The organism is Variovorax sp. GW821-FHT09B01 (assembly GCF_059418345.1).
Window position 1 is genome coordinate 731397 of record NZ_JBWKPQ010000002.1, and the last position, 16637, is coordinate 748033.

At 68.8% G+C, this 16637-nt stretch carries 14 protein-coding genes; 13 read left to right on the top strand and 1 reads right to left on the bottom strand.

Annotated features, from left to right (window positions below; all coding sequences use genetic code 11):
• Positions 1–10: 10 nt before the first annotated feature.
• The 8 genes from lptF (at position 11) to AC07RV_RS10470 (ending at position 6021) form a co-directional block, all read left to right on the top strand.
• On the top strand, positions 11–1153 hold the full coding sequence (gene lptF, locus AC07RV_RS10435; RefSeq protein ID WP_093341729.1) for an LPS export ABC transporter permease LptF: 1143 nt from the start codon (positions 11–13) through the stop codon (positions 1151–1153).
• Entirely contained in the window at positions 1150–2259 is a 1110-nt protein-coding gene (gene lptG / locus AC07RV_RS10440) for an LPS export ABC transporter permease LptG (protein ID WP_093341727.1), read from the top strand. Before lptF ends, lptG begins: the two co-directional genes overlap by 4 nt.
• The gene (locus AC07RV_RS10445; RefSeq protein ID WP_296787817.1) at positions 2259–2633 is read left to right on the top strand and encodes a sirohydrochlorin chelatase; all 375 of its coding nucleotides are present in this window, start codon (positions 2259–2261) and stop codon (positions 2631–2633) included. The genes lptG and AC07RV_RS10445 overlap by 1 nt, the downstream gene beginning before the upstream one ends.
• Positions 2634–2696: 63 nt before the next feature.
• Entirely contained in the window at positions 2697–3638 is a 942-nt protein-coding gene (locus tag AC07RV_RS10450) for a CysB family HTH-type transcriptional regulator (protein WP_093341723.1), read from the top strand.
• A gap of 53 nt (positions 3639–3691) precedes the next feature.
• Entirely contained in the window at positions 3692–4861 is a 1170-nt protein-coding gene (locus AC07RV_RS10455) for a pyridoxal phosphate-dependent aminotransferase (protein ID WP_296787814.1), read from the top strand.
• A gap of 37 nt (positions 4862–4898) precedes the next feature.
• Positions 4899–5285, top strand: coding sequence for a rard protein (locus AC07RV_RS10460; RefSeq protein WP_208507897.1), 387 nt, complete (start codon positions 4899–4901; stop codon positions 5283–5285).
• A gap of 14 nt (positions 5286–5299) precedes the next feature.
• Positions 5300–5767, top strand: coding sequence for a DUF3592 domain-containing protein (locus AC07RV_RS10465; protein WP_296787812.1), 468 nt, complete (start codon positions 5300–5302; stop codon positions 5765–5767).
• A 95-nt stretch (positions 5768–5862) separates the two neighbouring features.
• The gene (locus AC07RV_RS10470) at positions 5863–6021 is read left to right on the top strand and encodes a DUF3309 family protein (protein ID WP_082321553.1); all 159 of its coding nucleotides are present in this window, start codon (positions 5863–5865) and stop codon (positions 6019–6021) included.
• 106 nt (positions 6022–6127) lie between these two features.
• On the opposite strand, the gene hrpA is transcribed toward AC07RV_RS10470, so the two are convergent.
• A complete protein-coding gene (gene hrpA, locus AC07RV_RS10475) occupies positions 6128–9913 on the bottom strand; it encodes an ATP-dependent RNA helicase HrpA (RefSeq protein ID WP_296788000.1) in 3786 nt (1261 codons plus the stop codon).
• 486 nt (positions 9914–10399) lie between these two features.
• Between hrpA and AC07RV_RS10480 the strand changes: the two genes are divergently transcribed.
• From AC07RV_RS10480 to dapD, 5 genes are read left to right on the top strand one after another with little or no spacing between them, the layout of a single operon-like run.
• Positions 10400–12415 (top strand): AAA family ATPase, encoded by a 2016-nt coding sequence (locus tag AC07RV_RS10480; RefSeq protein ID WP_296787810.1) that lies wholly within the window; start codon positions 10400–10402, stop codon positions 12413–12415.
• A gap of 43 nt (positions 12416–12458) precedes the next feature.
• A complete protein-coding gene (gene argA / locus AC07RV_RS10485) occupies positions 12459–13805 on the top strand; it encodes an amino-acid N-acetyltransferase (protein ID WP_093341712.1) in 1347 nt (448 codons plus the stop codon).
• A gap of 31 nt (positions 13806–13836) precedes the next feature.
• Positions 13837–14472: a LysE family translocator gene (locus tag AC07RV_RS10490; protein ID WP_296787808.1), complete on the top strand. Its 636-nt coding sequence runs from the start codon at positions 13837–13839 to the stop codon at positions 14470–14472.
• A gap of 53 nt (positions 14473–14525) precedes the next feature.
• Entirely contained in the window at positions 14526–15752 is a 1227-nt protein-coding gene (dapC, locus tag AC07RV_RS10495) for a succinyldiaminopimelate transaminase (RefSeq protein WP_296787806.1), read from the top strand.
• 50 nt (positions 15753–15802) lie between these two features.
• Positions 15803–16636 carry a 2,3,4,5-tetrahydropyridine-2,6-dicarboxylate N-succinyltransferase gene (gene dapD, locus AC07RV_RS10500; RefSeq protein WP_208507891.1) on the top strand — a complete coding sequence of 278 codons (834 nt, stop codon included), beginning with the start codon at positions 15803–15805 and terminating at the stop codon, positions 16634–16636.
• The last annotated feature ends 1 nt before the right edge of the window (position 16637 follow it).

Below are 16637 nucleotides of genomic sequence, written 5' to 3' on the forward strand. Positions count from 1 at the left end.
TCCTCGAACGATGTTATTCCATTCTTCCCTACGCAAGGAGCTGTCGCGCAGCTTCGGAGCGACCCTCGTGGTCCTGGTCACCATCGTGATGACCATGATGCTCATCCGTACGCTCGGACTGGCCTCCAAGGGCAGCGTGAACCCGTCCGAAGTGTTCCTCGTCATGGCCTACACGGTGCTCGGCTACATGCCGACCATCCTGAGCCTGAGCCTGTTCATCGCCATCGTCGGCACCCTGTCGCGCATGTACCGCGACAGCGAGATGGTGATCTGGTTCTCCAGCGGCCGCGGGCTGTCCGACTTCGTCGAGCCGCTGTTCCGCTTCGCCTGGCCGGTGCTGCTGCTGATCGCCGCCATGGCGCTGATCGGCTGGCCCTGGGCCAATTCGCAGACCATGGGCATGCGCCAGCAGTACGAGCAGCGCGGCGACCTCGAGCGCGTGTCGCCCGGCGAATTCCGTGAATCGGCCGGCCGGCTGCGGGTGTTCTTCATCGACAAGGACTCCGCCGACAGCGCCACCGCCACCAACGTCTTCATCTGGTCGGTCGAGCGCAACCTGCAGATCACGACCTCGGCGCGCAGCGGCCGCATCGAGACGCTCGGCAACTCGCGCTACCTGATGCTGAGCAATGGCCAGCGCCTGGAGCGCCCGCTGCTGCCCAACGGCGCCCTGAAGATCAGCGAGTTCGAGACCTACGGCACGCGCGCCGGCGGCAGCGCCGCCGGCACCAGCGACGCCACGCCGCCACGCGCGCGCACCACGCTGTCGCTGCTCGGCGACTTCAACGCAACCGCGGCGCGCGGCGAACTCGCCTGGCGCGTGGGCATGCTGCTGGCGGCCATCAACTTCGTGCTGCTGGCCCTGGCCGTCTCCAGCGTCAATCCGCGCGTGGGCCGCAGCGGCAACCTGCTGTTCGCGCTGTTCGCCTTCGTCATCTACTACAACCTGCTGAACCTGGGCCAGAGCTGGATCAGCTCGGGCCGCTACGGCATGGGCGGCTTCATGCTGCTGCTGCACGGCGGCGTGGCGCTGTTCGCCATCTCGTGGCTCACGCTGCGCAACAACAACTGGGCGCGCCGCAAGAGCCGCGGCGGCCGGGCCTCCGGCCCCACCCCGCCGCCATCCACCGCCCGGCTGGAGCCCACGCCATGAGAACCATCCGCCGCCTGATCTACATCGAGGCGCTGAAGGCCGTGGCCTTCGTGACCCTCGGCTTCCTGAGCCTGTTCTTCTTCTTCGACTTCGTCGACGAGCTGCAGGCCGTGGGCCGCCCCGAGAGCCTGGCCTACGGGCCGGCGCAGGCGCTGCTCTACGTGACCTTGCTGTTGCCGAGCCATCTCTACGAGCTGCTGCCGATCACCGTGCTGATCGGCTGCATCTTCGTGATGGCGCGGCTCGCACAGAGCTCCGAATACACCATCCTGCGCACCAGCGGCCTCGGTCCCTGGCGCGCGCTGCGCACGCTGCTGGTGCTGGGCCTGGGCTTCGTGGTGCTGACCTTCGCGGTGGGCGACTACCTCGCGCCGGCCGCCGAGCGCGCCGCCCAGCTCGTGAAATCGCGCTACCAGGGCACCTTCACCTTCGTGGGCAACACCGGCGCCTGGCTCAAGGAGCGGCAGGACAAGGCGTCCTACGCCGTCAACGTGCTGTCGATCTCGCGCAACGGCGGGCTCAAGACCGCGCGCATCTTCGAGTTCGACGACAAGGGCTACCTGCGCAAGCAGATGACCGCCGCCACGGCGCGCATCGAGCGCGGCTACTGGGTGCTGTCGGAGATCGAGCAGCAGGACTACGACACCCGCGCCGCCGAAGGCAAGGCGCATGTCGCCACCACCCGGATGGCCGAGCTCAACTGGCCGACCTCGCTGACGGCCGAGATGGTCTCGGTGGCGCTGCTGCGGCCCGACCGCATGAGCACCATCGACCTGTTCGACTACATCCGCCACCTCGACGCCAACGGCCAGACCGCGCAGCGCTACGAGATCGAGTTCTGGCGCAAGGTGTTCTATCCGCTGTCCTGCCTGGTGATGGTGGTGCTCGCCCTGCCCTTCGCCTACCTGCATTTCCGCCAGGCCGGCATCACCACCTACGTGTTCGGCGGCGTGATGATCGGCATCAGCTTCTTCCTGCTGAACAACGTGTTCGGCTACCTCGGCAACCTGAGCAACTGGTCGCCCTGGATCACGGCGGCGGCGCCCGGGCTCATCTATTCGGTGATGTCGCTGGCGGCCTTCAGCTGGCTGGTGCTCAGACGCTGATGGCCACGCCGACGGTGCAGGGCATCGTGCTGCTGGCGCACGGCTCGCGCGACCCGCGCTGGCGCGAGCCGATCGAGGCCGTGGCGGTGCGAACGCGCGCGCTGTCCCCCGAGGTCCGGGTGCGCTGCGCCTACCTCGAACTGGCCGAGCCCGACCTGCGCACCGCGGCCGCCGCGCTGGTCGATGAAGGCGCCCGCGCGATCCGCGTGGTGCCGCTGTTCCTCGGCATGGGCAAGCACGCACGCGAGGACATCCCGCGCCAGCTCGACGCGCTGCGCGCCGAATGGCCGGCGCTGGCCTTCACGCTCGCGCCCACCGTGGGGGAATCGCCGCAGGTGATCGACCTGCTGGCCCGAATTGCGGTGGAAATCTGAACATTAGGCAATTTCCATAGATTCCGAAGGCATAATAAATTCCGCAATAAGACGGAATTTGATATGAATCTGCACCAGTTCAAGTTTGTTCAGGAAGCCGTGCGGCGCAACCTGAACCTGACCGAGGCCGCCAAGGCGCTGCACACCTCCCAGCCCGGGGTGTCGAAGGCGATCATCGAGCTCGAGGAAGAACTCGGCGTGGAAATCTTCGCGCGCCACGGCAAGCGTCTGAAGCGCGTGACCGAGCCGGGCCAGCACGTGATCGCGAGCATCGAGCTGATCATGCGCGAGGTCGGCAACCTCAAGCGCATCGGCGAGCAGTTCAGCGCACAGGACAGCGGCACGCTGTCGATCGCCACCACCCACACGCAGGCGCGCTACGTGCTGCCCGTGCCGGTGGCCAAGTTGCGCGAGGCCTACCCCAAGGTCAACGTGAGCCTGCACCAGGGCTCGCCCGACCAGGTGGCACGCATGGTGATCGACGAGGTGGCCGAGATCGGCATCGCGACCGAATCGCTCGCCGACTACACCGAGCTCGTGACCCTGCCCTGCTACGAGTGGCAGCACGTGCTGGTGCTGCCCAAGGAACATCCGCTGGCGACCAAAGAGCGCATCTCGCTCGAGGACCTGGCGTCCGAGCCGATCATCACCTACCACCCCTCGTTCACCGGCCGCACGCGCATCGACCATGCCTTCGCGCAGAAGAAGCTCGCGCCGCGCATCGCGCTCGAAGCCATCGACTCCGACGTGATCAAGACCTACGTGCGCCTCGGGCTCGGCGTGGGCATCGTGGCCGAGATGGCGGTGCGCGACGAATCGAATGCCGACCTCGTGGTGCGCCCGATGGGCCAGGTGTTCGGCCAGAACATCGCGCGCGTGGCCTTCAAGCGCAGCGCCTACCTGCGCAACTTCGTGTTCAAGTTCGCCGAGCTGCTGTCCGACCGGCTCGACCGCAACCTGATCGCCAAGGCCCTCAGCGGCCACCAGCAGGACTACGAACTCTGAGCGCCCGCCGAGGTTCACGCGCTCGTCCCGACTTTCCTCCCACGCATCCCACCATGAGCACCGCCCTTTCCCCCCGCACGCCCGAGATCGCGACCAAGCTGCCCGCCGTCGGCACCACCATCTTCACCGTGATGTCCGCGCTCGCGGCCGAGAAGAACGCGGTCAACCTGGGCCAGGGCTTCCCCGATTTCCACTGCGATCCGCAGCTGCTCGAGGACGTGACGGCCGCCATGGCCGCGGGCCACAACCAGTACCCGCCGATGCCGGGCATCCCCGCGCTGCGCGAGGCGATCGCGGCCAAGATCGAGGCGCTCTACGGCCACCGCTACAGCGCCGCGGCCGAGATCACGGTGACCGCGGGCGCCACGCAGGCGATCATCACGGCCATCCTCGCGGTGGTGCGCGCGGGCGACGAGGTGATCGTGCTCGAGCCCTGCTACGACAGCTACGTGCCCAACATCGAGCTCGCGGGCGGCAGCGTGGTGCGCGTGCCGCTGGTGCCGGGCACCTTCCGCCCCGATTTCGACCGCATCGCGGCCGCGCTGAGCCCGCGCACGCGCGCGATCATCGTCAACACGCCGCACAACCCGAGCGCCACCGTGTGGACCGAGGCCGAGATGCGCCGACTCGAGGAGCTGCTCGCGCCCACCGAGGTGTTCGTGATCGCCGACGAGGTCTACGAGCACATGGTCTACGACGGCGCGCGCCACGAGAGCGTGGCCCGCTTCCCGGGCCTGGCGGCGCGCAGCTTCATCGTCAGCAGCTTCGGCAAGACCTACCACGTCACCGGCTGGAAGGTCGGCTTCGTGGCCGCGCCGGCGCCGCTGATGGCCGAGTTCCGCAAGGTGCACCAGTTCAACGTGTTCACCGTCAACACGCCGATGCAGCATGCGCTGGCGCGCTACATGGCCAACCCCGCGCCCTACCTCGAGCTGCCGGCCTTCTACCAGCGCAAGCGCGACCTGTTCGCCGCCGGCCTCGCCAAGACCCGCTTCAAGCTGCTGCGCAGCGAAGGCAGCTACTTCCAGTGCGTCGACATCTCTGCGGTCAGCGATCTCTCCGAAGCCGACTTCTGCCTCTGGCTCACGCGCGAGATCGGCGTGGCGGCGATCCCGCTGTCGGCCTTCTACGGCGACGGCTTCGACCAGCGCGTGGTGCGCTTCTGCTTCGCCAAGAAGGACGAGACGCTGGTCGCCGCGCTCGACCGGCTCGCCAAGCTCTGAGCCCATCGATCGGCGCCGGGCCACGGGACCGCACGCGATGAAGGCGCCACGGCTCATCCTCGGCGCGCTGGCGCTGTCCTTCTTCGCCGCCGGCGTGGCCGACGCCTTCGTGCCGCTGCTGCCGGGCCGGCAGTACTCGGCCGTCGACATGCTGCACATGCCGCTGATCACCGCACTGTGCTACGCCTGGTGCCGCGCCGACCTGCTCGCGCGCGGCCAGGTGCCGCGCGGGCGCATCGCGCTGTTCGCGGGCGTGTTCCCGCTGCTGGGCGTGCCCGTGTTCTTCCTGCGCACGCGGCCCTGGCGGCAGGCGTTGCTCGGCCTGCTGCGCACCGTGGGCTTCCTCGCCTTCTGTCTGCTGCTCGCGAGCCTCGGCGGCCTGCTCGGCGATTTCGCCGCGGGCGCATCGCACCGCGGCGGCTGAAGGAGGCACGCGCCATGGCGAATCCCCAGCTTCGGACCCTGCAGAAGGTCTTCGGCGGCGTCGGCGCGGCCCTGTTCGTGGTGGCGCTGCTCGTGGCGGCCCACACCGTCTACTTCATCCGGTCCGCGGTGCACGCGCAGGGCGAGGTGATCGACCTGCTGCACGTGGAGTCGGACGACGACGGCGACGGCACCTGGAAGCCGCGCGTGCGCTTCCGCACGGCCGCGGGCGAGACGATCGATTTCGAGTCCTCGACCAGCAGCAACCCGCCCTCCTACGAAGTCGGCGAGGCGGTGCGGGTGCTGCATGCGCCCGGCAATCCGCGCAACGCGCGCATCGACAGCTTCTTCTCGCTCTGGGGCATGTCGATCGTTTTCGGTGCCATCGGCACGGCCTTCCTGGTGGTCGTGCTGGTGCTCGCCATCGCCGCGGCGGCTACACCGGAGCAGCCCACCCGGCGCGGGCGCCGACGCCCACGGTAGGACAGTCCTGACCGGCGAAGGCGCGGCTCTCTTGCGCTGCGCGCACCCCGGGGTCACGAGCATTGAGGCTCGATAACAACGTCCCTGGAGAAAACATGTCGCTCTCGTTCATTCTGCTGATCGTCCTGATCCTTCTGCTGATCGGCGCGCTGCCGAGCTGGGGACACAGCCGTACCTGGGGCTATGGTCCCAGCGGCGGTCTTGGCCTCGTGCTCGTGATCGTGATCATCCTGGTGCTGATGGGCAGGATATGACGCGCGGGCGAGGCGGCATGCCGCCTCGCCCTTCATGACGAGGCCGAGGCCTCTTCGGACGAAGCCCGCGACAGCGGGCTTTTTCTTTGGAGCGTCGAAAGAACCCTCAGGCCTGCAACTGCGCCCAGGCCTTGTCGAGCCGCTTCACGCTCACCGGCTGCGGCGTGCGCAGTTCCTGCGCGAAGAAGCTCACGCGCAGTTCCTCGAGCAGCCAGCGGAACTCGAGCATGCGGTCGTCCACCACGCCCTTGCGCTCGGCCACCAGCCGCCAATAGCGCTGCTCCTGCGGGCGCAGCTCGGCCAGCTTCGCGGTGTCGCGCGCCGGGTCGCCGCGCAGCTTGTCGAGCCGCAGCACGATGGCCTTGAGGTAGCGCGCGAAATGCTGCAGCTGCGTCCACGGCGCATCGGCGATGAAGCGCTTGCCGACCAGCTTCTGCAGCTGCTGCGCGGCGTCCTGCACCGACTCGGGCTGGATCTTCGTGTCCTTGATCTTGCGCGCGGCCGCGGCGTATTCCGCGAGGATCGTCGCGGCCAGCCGCGCGACCTCGTTGGCGATCAGGGTCAGCCGTCCGCGCCCCTCGTCGAGCCGCCGCTTGAAGGCGAACTCGTCGGCCGGCAGCGGCTCCTGCAGGAAGGCGCGGTCGATCGCGACCTCGACAATCTGCGCGCGCAGCTCGTCGGCCGTGCCCAGCGGCATATAGGCCACGGCCATCTTCTGCAGGTCGGGGATGTTCTTCTCGAGGTACTTGAGCGCGTCCTTCAGCTGCAGCGCGAACAGCCGGCGCAGGCCCGCGCGGTGCTTCGCGGCCGCGACCGCGGGCTCGTCGAAGACCTCGATCGTGACCGCGTCGCCCTCGTCGCGCAGCGCCGGGAAACCCACCAGCGACTGGGCGCCGCGGCGCACCTCCATCAGCTCGGGCAGTTCGCCGAAGCTCCAGGCGGTGTAGCGCTGGCCGGCCGGCAGCACCGGTGTGGCGGGCGCGGCCGGCGCGGCCTCCTGGGCACGGCGCGCGTTATCGGGCGCCGGCGCCTTGGCGGGTTCGGAAGAGGCCTTCACGTTGAGGCCGGCCAGCGCCTGGAACGCGCCGCGCGCCTTCGCGCCGAGCTCGGCCTTGAGCGCGCCGAGGTTGCGCCCCATGCCGAGCTGGCGGCCGTGCTCGTCGACCACGCGCAGGTTCATGAACAGGTGCGGCGCCAGCATGTCGAGCTTGAAGTCGGCGCGCTTCACGTCGATGCTGGTCATGTCGCGCACGCGCTTGAGCAGCACGTCGGTCAGCGAGCCGGTGCCGAACAGCTCGGGCTCCGACAGCGCCTCGGCCAGCTTCGCCGCCGACTCGGGCAACGGCACCAGCCGCGAGCGCGGCCGCTGCGGCAGGCTCTTGAGCAAGGCCTGGATCTTGTCCTTGAGCATGCCCGTCACCAGCCATTCGCAGCGCTCCTCGCTGACCTGGTTGAGCACGAACAGCGGCACGCTGACGGTGAGGCCGTCCTTGGCGTCGCCCGGCTCGTGCAGGTAGCTCGCGGCGCAGTCCACGCCGCCGAGCCGCAAGGTGGGCGGGAACGACTGGGTGGTGATGCCGGCCGCCTGGTGGCGCATCAGCTCGTCGCGCGAGAGGAACAACAGGCGCGGCTGCTCCTTCGAGGCCTGCCGGTACCAGTTCTCGAAGGTCGTGCCGCTGGCCACGTCGGCCGGCAGCTGCGCGTCGTAGAAGGCGAAGATCAGCTCGTCGTCGACCAGCACGTCCTGCCGGCGCGACTTGTGCTCGAGGCCCTCGACCTCGCGCACCAGCTTGCGGTTGGCCGCGAGGAACGGGAATCGGCTCTCCCACTGCCCGCCGACCAGCGCCTCGCGGATGAAGATCTCGCGCGCGGCGACCGGGTCGACGCGCGTGAAGTCGACGCGCCGGCCGCTGTAGACCACCAGGCCGTAGAGCGTGGCGCGCTCGAGCGCGGCCACCTGCGCAGTCTTCTTCTCCCAGTGCGGATCGAGCAGCTGCTTCTTCAGCAGATGCCCGCCCACCTGCTCGAGCCACTGCGGCTCGATGTTGGCGATGCCGCGGCCGAACAGCCGCGTGGTCTCGACCAGTTCGGCCGCCACGATCCAGCGCCCCGGCTTCTTCTTCAGGTGCGCACCGGGATGCTTGTAGAACTTGATGCCGCGCGCGCCGAGGTAGGCCTCGTCGTCCTCGAGCTTCCAGCCGACGTTGCCGAGCAGGCCGGCCAGCATCGACAGGTGCAGCGGCTCGTAGCCCGCGGGCTCGGCGTTGATGCGCCACTTGTGCTCGGTGACAACCGTGAGCAGCTGCGAATGGATGTCGCGCCATTCGCGCACGCGGCGCACGTTGACGAAGTTCTGGCGCAGCAGCTGCTCGTACTGGCGGTTGCTGAGCTTGTGGCTGTCGCCGTGGCCGCCGCGCGCGTCGGCGATCCACTTCCACAGCCGCAGGTAGCCGCTGAACTCGCTCTTCTCGTCGTCGAATTTCGAATGCGCCTGATCGGCCTGCTGCTGCGCTTCCATCGGGCGGTCGCGCACGTCCTGCACGCTGAGCGCCGAGGCGATCACCAGCACCTCCTCGAGCGCGCCGCGCGAACGGGCCTCGAGGATCATGCGGCCCACGCGCGGGTCGAGCGGCAGCTTGGCGAGCTCGGCGCCGGTGGCGGTCAGCTCGTTGGCATCGTCGACCGCGCCGAGCTCGTTGAGGAGCTGGTAGCCGTCGGCGATGGCGCGCGGCGACGGCGCCTCGAGGAAGGGAAAGCGCGACACGTCGCCCAGCCGCAGCGACTTCATGCGCAGGATCACGCCCGCGAGCGACGAGCGCAGGATCTCGGGATCGGTGAAGCGCGGCCGGCCCTCGAAGTCCTTCTCGTCGTAGAGACGGATGCAGATACCGTTGGCCACGCGCCCGCAGCGGCCCGCGCGCTGGTTGGCGGCGGCCTGGCTGATCGGCTCGACCAGCAGCTGCTCGACCTTGCTGCGGAAGCTGTAGCGCTTCACGCGCGCCGTGCCCGCGTCGATCACGTAGCGGATGCCCGGCACGGTGAGCGAGGTCTCGGCCACGTTGGTGGCCAGCACGATGCGCCGGCCGGTGTGGCCGTCGAAGATGCGGTCCTGCTCGGCCTGCGACAGCCGCGCGAACAGCGGCAGCACCTCGGCATTGCGGTACAGCGGCTGGTGCGTGAGGTGCCGACGCAGGTGGTCGGCGGCCTCGCGGATCTCGCGCTCGCCGGGCAGGAAGACCAGGATGTCGCCCGCGTGGTGCGGATCGCGCCAGAGCTCGTCGACGCCGTCGGCGATGGCGTCGTTGAGGTCGTGGTCGCGCGATTCCTCGAACGGCCGGTAGCGCTGCTCCACGGGGAAGGTGCGGCCCGACACGAACACCGTGGGCGCCGGCCCCTTGGCCGAGGCGAAATGCTGCGCGAAGCGGTCGGCGTCGATGGTCGCCGAGGTCACGATCACCTTGAGGTCGGGCCGGCGCGGCAGGATCTCGCGCAGGTAGCCGAGCAGGAAGTCGATGTTCAGCGAGCGCTCGTGGGCCTCGTCGATGATGATGGTGTCGTAGGCCTTGAGCAGCGGATCGGTCTGCGTCTCGGCCAGCAGTATGCCGTCGGTCATCAGCTTGACCGAGGCATCGCGCGACAAGCGGTCCTGGAAGCGCACCTTGAAGCCGACCACGTCGCCCAGCGGCGTCTTGAGTTCTTCCGCGATCCGCTTGGCCACCGAGCTCGCGGCGATGCGGCGCGGCTGCGTGTGGCCGATGAGGCGGCCCTTGCCGGGCTCGGCGTTGAGCTTGCCGCGGCCCAGCGCCAGCGCGATCTTCGGCAACTGCGTGGTCTTGCCCGAGCCGGTCTCGCCGCAGACGATCACCACCTGGTGCGCCTGGATGGCGGCCATGATCTCGTCGCGCCGGGCGGAGACCGGCAGCGATTCGGGAAAGTCGATGCGAAGGGAGGAAGTCGTCGTGGTCGTCAAGGGAGGGGGTCGCAAGCGCAGGCGCCCGTTCTCTTCGGGCAAACCGTCGATTATCGGCGCGCGCGCTGGATGTTGCATCACATCCACACCGCGGCGTAAATATTCTTTACGCCGCGAGCCCGCGCCGCTACGATCGCGGCCATGACCACCATCCTTGTCCCCCCCTCGCTGCGTTTGCGCGCAGGCCACGTGAGTGCACGTGGCGGGGTCAAGTCGACCCGCCCGGCCTGACGAAGCCCGCGCGCGCCGCGTTCTCCTTCACGGAACGCCGCCCGCGCGCTTCGGCAGCAGTCCGAAGCGCGCCGCCCTGATCCCGACCAGCGCATCGCATGCAGCCTCTCCCCGTTCGCGGGGAAGCGGCCGCGTTCCCGTCTCCCGAAACATCATCCGAAGAAGAAAAACACCGCCATGTCCAACGACATCCATTCCGACCTGCATGCGACGCTCGCCGAGCGCTCGCGCCACCTGCAGGCCGTGGCCCATTCGCTGAAGACCGAGCTCTTCGGCATCGACGACATCATCGATCGCGTGATCGATTCCCTGCGCGCCTGGTACGTGCTGCCGCAGCTCATCGGCCGCCCGGTCGTGATCTGCCTCTGGGGCCTCACGGGCACCGGCAAGACGCAGCTGGTGCGCCGCCTGGCCCAGCACCTGGGCTTCTACGACCGCTTCATCGAAGTGCAGATGGACGGCTTCAGCCACGGCTCGGGCCACCGCAGCGCCGGCTCGATCTCGGCCATGCTGGCCGAGTCGGGCATCGCCGAGGGCGAGCGCGGCATCCTGGTGCTCGACGAGTTCCAGCGCTTTCGCACCGTCGACAAACACGGCAAGGAAGCCAAGGTCGAGCGCTACCAGGACGTCTGGGCGCTGCTGTCCGACGGCCGCCTGCCGCCCTCGCTGTCGGTGCTCGGCGAGATCGAGTCCTCGCTGGCCTGGGCCGAGTACGACCAGGACCGCAAGAGCGTGGACGAGGACGACGAAGAAGACGACGAGAAGGACGGCAAGCCGCGCCGCAAGCGCCGGCTTCAGCTGTCGCCGTGGGAGGCGCAGGAGTTCAAGCGCTGCCTCAAGCTGCGCGAATCGCTGCTCGACATCATGACCTGGAAGCCGGCCGAGATTCAGGAGCGGCTGCGCGCCTTCCGCGCCTCGCAGGAAAGCTGGGAGACCGACTACTCGAAGCTGCTGGTCTTCGTCTCGGGCAACCTCGACGAGATGTACGCCGAGACCGCCAAGCGGGTCGAGGACTGCGACACCGACGCCGACATCTTCCACGCACTGACGAAGAAGCTCTCGCTGATCGACGTCAAGAAGGCGCTGGCCGAACGCTTCAAGCCCGAGCAGATCGCGCGGCTGGGCAACAACCACGTGATCTATCCCTCGTTCGACCGCGCGACCTACGTGCGCCTGATCCTCTCGATCTGCGACCGCTACGTGAGCGAGATCCAGGAGAGCTCGGGCGTGCGCTTCGTGCTCGACGCCAGCGTCTACGAGCAGATCTACGCCAACGCGGTGTTCCCCGCGCAGGGCACGCGGCCGCTGTTCTCGTCGATCCACGCGATCCTCAGTGCAACGCTGGTCAACGCGGCGCTCTGGGCGCTCGAACAGGGCGCCAACGGCGCCGAGCCGGTGTGGCTGATGCTGGACGCGGGCGATGGATCGCAGGGTGCGCAGGGCCAGGCGAAGATGGTGGCGCGCTTTCGCCTCGCGCGGCGCGAGTTCCCGGTGGTGCTCGAGCTCAACCGGCTCAAGCAGCGCGCCAACGCCGACTTCCGCGCGCTGCTGGCGGTGCACGAGGCCGGCCACGGGCTGGTCTATGCGCTGCTGTTTGGCCGCGCGCCGCAGGAGATCCGCATCAACGTGGCCTCGTTCGAGGGCGGCTACAACAGCTACGTGAAGCGCAAGGCCTGGTCGAAGCAGAACACGCTCGACAGCATCTGCGTGAGCCTGGCCGGCCGCGCGGCCGAGCGGCTGGTGTTCGGCGATGCCGGCGCCACCACCGGCGCCGAGCAGGACCTGGCGCAGGCCACCGAGACCGCGGCGCGCCACGTGCGGCACCACGCCTTCGGCAGCCGCTGGAGCCGCACCGACGTGACGACCGACGCCAACGACAACCTCAACACCGACGTGGCCGCCACCAACCGGGAGATCGAGCAGATCCTGGCGCGCGAGCACATCCGCGCGCTCGAGCTGATCGAGTCGCACGCGACGGCCTTCCTGGCCGTGGTCGATGCGCTGATGGCGCAGGGCTCGATCGCGCCGGCCGAACTCGCGGCGCTGCTCGGCCTGCCGCTCGCCACGGCGGGCCCGCCGGCCGCGCCGGAGGTCGAACCGCTGGACGCCTACGCCACCCAGCTCGCGTCGTTCAAGGCCCGCGGCACGCCGCCGGCCGGGGGTGCCGCGCGGCTGCTGCGCGCCCTGGCCTGATGCGCTGCACCAAAACGCGCCCAAGAATGCACAATCACGCCCCATGTCGACCGTCTTCAATTTCACCTTCGTGCCCTGGTTCCGCTCCGTCGCGCCCTACATCCACACGCACCGTGGCAAGACCTTCGTGGTCGGGCTCGCGGGCGAGGCGATCGCGGCCGGCAAGCTCCAGAGCATCGCGCAGGACCTGGCCCTGATCCAGAGCATGGGCGTGAAGATCGTGCTGGTGCACGGCTTCCGCCCGCAGGTCAACGAGCAGCTCGCCGCCAAGGGCCACGAGGCCAAGTACTCGCACGGCATCCGCATCACCGACGCGGTGGCGCTCGATTCGGCCCAGGAAGCCGCGGGCCAGCTGCGCTACGAGATCGAGGCCGCGTTCAGCCAGGGCCTGCCGAACACGCCGATGGCCGGTTCGACGGTGCGCGTGATCTCGGGCAACTTCATCACCGCGCGCCCCGTGGGCGTGGTCGACGGCGTGGACTTCAAGCATTCGGGCCTGGTGCGCAAGGTCGACTCGGCCGGCATCCGCCGCACGCTCGACTTCGGCGCGATGGTGCTGATGTCGCCGTTCGGCTTCTCGCCCACCGGCGAGGCCTTCAACCTCACGATGGAGGAAGTCGCGACCAGCGTGGCGATCTCGATCCAGGCCGACAAGCTGATCTTCCTGACCGAGACCCCGGGCATCCGCATCCACAGCGAGCTGCCCGAGAGCGAGGACAACCCGATCGACACCGAGCTGCCGCTGGACGCCGCCGAGAAGCTGCTGGCCGCGCTGCCGCCTGCGCAGAAACCGACCGACACCGCCTTCTACCTGCAGCACTGCGTGAAGGCCTGCAAGGCCGGCGTGGAACGCAACCACATCCTGCCGTTCGCGCTCGACGGCTCGCTGCTGCTCGAGATCTACGTGCACGACGGCGTGGGCACCATGGTGATCGACGAGAAGCTCGAGAGCCTGCGCGAGGCCTCGGTGGACGACATCGGCGGCATCCTGCAGCTGATCGAGCCCTTCGAGCGCGACGGCACGCTGGTCAAGCGCGACCGCACCGAGATCGAGCGCGACATCCACCAGTACACGGTGGTCGAGCACGACGGCGTGATCTTCGGCTGCGCGGCGCTCTATCCCTATCCCGAGGCCAAGACCGCCGAAATGGCCGCGCTCACCGTCTCGCCGCAATCGCAGGCCCAGGGCGACGGCGAACGCATCCTCAAGCACATCGAGCATCGCGCCAAGGCCATGGGCATCGAGAGCCTGTTCGTGCTCACCACCCGCACCATGCACTGGTTCCTCAAGCGCGGCTTCCAGCAGGTCAACCCCGACTGGCTGCCCGAGGCGCGCAAGCGCAAGTACAACTGGGACCGCAAGAGCCAGGTGCTGGTGAAGAAGATCTGAACCCTTCCATCGATTCCGCCCGCGAGAAACCATGACGCTCACCACCGCCCTGCTGTTCTGCATCGTGGCCCTGGCCGCCATCGCCACGCCCGGCCCCACCGTGCTGCTGGCGCTGAGCAACGGTTCGCGCCGCGGCGTGCGCGGCGCGCTGCCGGGCATGTTCGGCGCGATGCTGTCGGACTTCGTGCTGGTGGGCGCGGTGGCGCTGGGCCTGGGCGCGCTGCTCGCGGCCTCGGAATTCTGGTTCTCGATGCTCAAGTGGGTGGGCGCGGCCTACCTCGCCTGGCTCGGCATCCGCATGCTGCGCTCGAAGGGCGGCAGCTTCGAGCGGCCCGCCGAGGGCGCGGCCGCCGCGCCGGGCAGCGGCCGCCAGGTCTTCTTCAAGTCCTTCCTGGTGGCTGTGACCAATCCCAAGGGCTACCTGTTCTGCTCGGCGCTGCTGCCGCAGTTCATCGATCCCGCCTCGCCACAGGGCATGCAGTACGCGATCATCGCGGTGCTGTTCGCGGGCCTCGACATGGCCGTGATGCTGGTCTACGCCTTCGTCGGCGCCAAGGCGATGCAGCTGCTGACCGCACGTGCCGCGCGCTGGATCGACCGAACCTGCGGCGCGATGCTGCTGGCGCTGGCCGGCTCGCTGGCCTTCTACCGCCGCGCCACGCCCTGAACGCCGGGCCCGGCCGGGGCGGCGGCTGCCCGTGTCGCCGATAATCTCGCCCCATGAATCCCCTGCTTTCCAGGCTCCAGCCCTATCCCTTCGAACGGCTGAAGCAGCTGTTCGCCGGCGTCACGCCGAACCCCGACCTGAAGCCCATCAGCCTCGGTATCGGCGAACCCAAGCACGCCACGCCCGAATTCATTAAGCAGGCGCTGAGCGGCAGCCTGGGCGCATTGGCCGCCTACCCGCCCACGCACGGCGAAGGCAAGCTGCGCGTCGCCTTCATGGATTGGATCGAGCGCCGCTACGGCCTGCTGCTCGACCCCTCGACCCAGGTGCTGCCGGTCAACGGCTCGCGCGAGGCGCTGTTCTCGCTGGCCCAGACCGTGATCGACGCCAGCGACCGCGACCATCCGCCGGTCGTGATCTCGCCCAATCCCTTCTATCAAATCTACGAGGGCGCGGCCTTCCTCTCGGGCGCCGAGCCGTATTACGCGCCCAGCGTGCCCGCGCGCAACTTCGCCGTCGACTGGGACAGCGTGCCCGAGGCGATCTGGCAGCGCACCCAGCTGGTGTTCGTCTGCTCGCCCGGCAACCCGACCGGCGCCGTGATGCCGCTCGACGAATGGCGCAAGCTGTTCGAGCTGTCGGAGCGCCATGGCTTCGTGATCGCCTCCGACGAGTGCTACAGCGAGATCTACTTCCGCGACGAGCCGCCGCTCGGCGGGCTGGAAGCGGCCGCCAGGCTCGGCCGCGGCGACTTCAAGAACCTGGTCGCGCTGACCTCGCTGTCCAAGCGCAGCAACGTGCCGGGCCTGCGCAGCGGCTTCGTCGCGGGCGATGCGGACATCCTCAAGAAATTCCTGCTCTACCGCACCTACCACGGCAGCGCCATGAGCGGCATCGTGGCCGCGGCCAGCATCGCCGCCTGGGGCGACGAGGAACACGTGGTGCACAACCGCGCGATGTACCGCGCCAAGTTCGCGGCCGTCACGCCGCTGCTCGAGCCGGTGCTCGACGTGCGCCTGCCCGACGCCAGCTTCTACCTCTGGGCCGGCGTGCCCGAAGTGTGGGCCGGCGACGACGAAGGCTTCGCCCGCGCGCTTTACGCTCAATACAATGTCACGGTTTTGCCGGGGAGCTATCTGGCACGCGACACGCACGGCCCGCAGGGCGGCGCCCCCGTCAACCCGGGCAAGGGCCGCATCCGCATGGCGCTGGTGGCCGAGACCGCCGAGTGCGTCGAGGCGGCCGAGCGCATCGTGCGCTTCGTGCAGGGCGGCCGCTGATCCTGCCTCTCCCCGCCTCCGATTTTTCGCTTCTTCATCCGAGAGTCCTCATGACCCAGCAACTGCAACAAATCATCGACGCCGCGTGGGAAGACCGCGCCAACATCTCCGCCACCGCCGCTTCGGCCGAGGTGCGCGATGCCGTCGAGCACGTGATCACCGAACTCAACAACGGCAAGCTGCGCGTGGCCACGCGCCAGGGCGTGGGCCAGTGGACGGTGCACCAGTGGATCAAGAAGGCCGTGCTGCTGTCGTTCCGCCTCAAGGACAACGAGCAGATCCAGGCCGGTTCGCTCGGCTTCTACGACAAGGTGCCGACCAAGTTCTCGCACCTGTCGGCCAGCGAGCTCAAGGACTCGGGCGTGCGCATCGTGCCGCCGGCCGTGGCCCGCCGCGGCAGCTTCATCGCCAAGGGCGCGATCCTGATGCCCTCGTACGTGAACATCGGCGCCTACGTGGGCGAAGGCTCGATGGTCGACACCTGGGCCACCGTGGGCTCGTGCGCGCAGGTCGGCGCCAACGTGCACCTGTCGGGCGGCGTGGGCCTGGGCGGCGTGCTCGAACCGCTGCAGGCCAACCCGACCATCATCGAGGACAACTGCTTCATCGGCGCGCGCTCCGAAGTGGTCGAAGGCGTGATCGTGGAAGAGAACTCGGTGCTCGGCATGGGCGTCTACATCGGCCAGAGCACCCCGATCTTCAACCGCGACACCGGCGAGATCTCGTACGGCCGCGTGCCCAGCGGCAGCGTGGTGATCAGCGGCAACCTGCCCAAGAAGACCAAGACCGGCCAGGACTACAGCACCTACGCCGCGATCATCGTGAAGACGGTCGACGCGCAGACGCGCTCGAAGACCAGCCTCAACGACCTGCTGCGCGACTGAT